This window comes from Bacillus cereus group sp. BfR-BA-01381, assembly GCF_022663555.1.
Classification (GTDB): Bacteria; Bacillota; Bacilli; order Bacillales; family Bacillaceae_G; genus Bacillus_A; species Bacillus_A pacificus.
Map to the genome: position 1 here is coordinate 1 of NZ_JAKUFR010000179.1, position 3,024 is coordinate 3,024.

Here is a 3,024-nt window from a genome sequence, read left to right on the forward strand (position 1 = left end):
AATTGACGTTTCACGTTGTTTGTTTCGTTCAGTTTTCAAAGAACTACTTAGTCGCTCATTTGCGACTTCCTTATGTTAACATTTTCATCTTTCAATGTCAACTAAGTTTTTCATTTCGTTTGTCGCTTTCGACGTTGTTGTCATCGGCGACTTGTTTTATATTACACCCCTATTCAGTAATAGTCAACATTAATTTTTCGCTTTTTTAGAAAAGATGAAATAGCTACTCATATTCCTCTTTATTTTCCATACATATAATTAAAATATCCGAAAGGGGTGTAGGGGTTGTTCGATCCTACCTTATTACACATCATCAATGCTCATTCAAGAAATCCACACTATCATAAGAAGTTTCCTATCATTCTATTTTGGAGCCAAAAAAGTGGTTGTACTTCTCTTGCCAAGTGGTTCTTTTACCAAATTGATTTATTACAAACAGCTCTAAATTATAGCCCTTTCATTCATAATTATGAATATGATATATACAAAAATGCGCCTGCCTATAGTCTACGGCTAGGTATAGCGTTACGAGAAAAACAAAAAGAAACTTTTAAACTTGTTCGTAACCCTTATAAGAGAGCAGTCAGTTCTTTCGTATCCTTAATTGCACCTCCTTATATAGAAAATCCCGAATGGAAGCCTATCCGAAAGTTTCTATATCAAGACGAAAATTCGTCCAAAGGGCTCTCATTTAAACAATTTCTATACTATCTACTTATTAATGGGGCACAAGCAAATAGTATTAATCCGCATTTCACACAACAATATATAGCTAATGAAGAAAAATATGTAACCAATTATATATACTTAGAAAACTTCAATCAGGATATGAAAGCATTAGAAAAGCGTTTCGAATTAAAAACCGCACCAATAAATGATTTTTCAACATCCTGGCATCATCAAACTCCCTCGATGATTTATAAAGGGAATTTTAGTGAATCCGATATTACTGACCCTTTATTCCCCCGTCTTCCAACTTTCGAAAGTTTTTATGATACTGAATGTATACAACTCGTTCAAACAATATTTCAAAATGATTTCAATATGTATAAATATAGCAAAGAATATCCATACTGATTTCAATCTATTATCTTTCCAAATAAAAAAACACTTAATATATAAGGTGTTTTTTATTTAAACTATATACAACATACTGCTTAGCATTCCTTACTATTCAAGTTATTCTTCTTTAATAACTTACTTATCTTTTGTTTATCTGCCCATCCTACCCCTATTAAAACTAAACTTCCTCCTATTACTATCTTCCAAGTTACAGACTCACCTAATAAAACAATTGAAGCAACAATACTTATTAATGGTAACGCATTTAAATATAACCCACTTACTGATGCTGAGACTGTCTCTAGTGCTCTATTCCAAAACCAATACGCTAAAATTGTTGCGCCTATAACAAGATACATTACACTAAATCCAGTCTTCCATGTTTCGATTTCCGGGAAACCATAGTAAAAAGTTTCTACCATTGCAAATGGTAATAAAATAACAGCTCCAATAATTAAAGTTAATGTTGTAAAAACCTTGTTTGATAAATACTTTTCTTGTTTTGGTCGTTTCAGCAATACTGTATAGAAAGCAAATAAGAACGTACTTAATAAAATAAGGATATCTCCTATTAAAGATACTTCTTGATCCCCGTTACTAGATGGGATTGTAATAAGAAGTACTCCAATAGCCCCGAGTACAATACCAACCCAATAATTAAGCTGAATTTTTTCTTTCAAAAAGAACGCTGAAAAAAGAATTGTAACTAACGGTAAAGCAGCATCAATAATACTAACATGCAATCCACTTGTTAAAGAAATACCGTAGGATGTGAACATAAAGTAACCAGCTACACCAGTAAAAGATAGTAAACTCATTCTTTTCCACGGCACTTGTTTATGTACAACCGATCTTTTTAATTGTTTAAATGAAAATAGCAAACAAATTCCACTCGCGAAGAAAAGGCGAATAAATAACAAAGTAAATGGCTGAATAGATTCTAACGCCCACTTTGTTGGTGCAATGGCTGTCCCCCATAATATAACAGCCACTAATAACATGCATATTTCTTTCATAATCCCCCACACCCATCAAAAATATATGTTAATTACCTTAATTATAGATTTTTTGATGAATGAAATCCTTTAAAAATGAAAAACATTGTATAAATTGAAACTTTAATCAGTGGGGATTTACTTCAGCGCATGTCACATAGCTCAAAAGCGTTGCGAAATGTTATCTTGTACACGATAAAACAAAGTTACTTGAATCATAACAGGATGGCTACTGTAAAAGAAGTGGATACTGCCATGCAAGCCGATACGAACTACCCAGGAGTTCAATCAAATTCTGTTCAAGCGATTCGCAGAGCCTTATATGCAGAAGTGAAGAGCTTTTTTAAAGCGTTGGAACAACGGAAGAAAAATCCTAAGAAGTTCACAGGGCGTCCGAAGTTTCCAAATTATTCTCGTTCCACTGACAAACGAATCATTGAAATCTATCAAGTCCCTAAAATGGATAATAACGGGTATTGGATGGTTCCGATGAATGTGGCATTCAGAAAAAATTCGGTTCCATTAAAATACGTATGCCGAAAAATTTAAGACATAAAAAATCTTCTACATTGAGATTGTACCGAAGCAAAAAAAGTCGATTCTTTGAGGTGCATTATACATATGAAATGCATGTTTCTCAAATGAAGAAACCATCCACGACTACGAGTAACGCTTTGAATTGCGATTTAGGTGTAGATAGATTAGTAAGTTGCGTGACAAATCGTAGGGTAGCATGAATGCTAGAGCGTCAAACTGTCTAGCGATAGACGAAAAGACCTAGCGCTCGAGCTCAAGCCCCCACTGAAAGGCTTTGTCTCACTGGGGGTAGTTGACTTTAAAACGTCTCTATTTCATCCTTTTCTCTCATTAAGATTACTAAATTTACGAATTACGACATTTGATATATAAAAATAAACACAAAAAAACCTAAGTCGAAACGACTTAGGTTTTTGCTTGGCGACGTCCT

The 3,024-nt window shown here is 33.7% G+C and carries 2 protein-coding genes and 1 pseudogene; 2 read left to right on the top strand and 1 reads right to left on the bottom strand.

The window, feature by feature from the left end:
• Positions 1-285 precede the first annotated feature (285 nt).
• Positions 286-1,077, top strand: a complete 792-nt coding sequence (locus MR079_RS27960; RefSeq protein ID WP_139869851.1) for a sulfotransferase family 2 domain-containing protein — start codon at positions 286-288, stop codon at positions 1,075-1,077.
• Positions 1,078-1,157: 80 nt separating this feature from the next.
• Here MR079_RS27960 and MR079_RS27965 read toward each other — a convergent pair whose 3' ends face one another.
• Positions 1,158-2,078, bottom strand: coding sequence for a DMT family transporter (locus MR079_RS27965; protein WP_139869852.1), 921 nt, complete (start codon positions 2,076-2,078; stop codon positions 1,158-1,160).
• Between the two features lie 117 nt (positions 2,079-2,195).
• Between MR079_RS27965 and MR079_RS27970 the strand changes: the two are divergent.
• Positions 2,196-2,779, top strand: a pseudogene (locus MR079_RS27970) (nuclease/transposase family protein); the annotation flags it as partial.
• Positions 2,780-3,024: the final 245 nt, after the last annotated feature.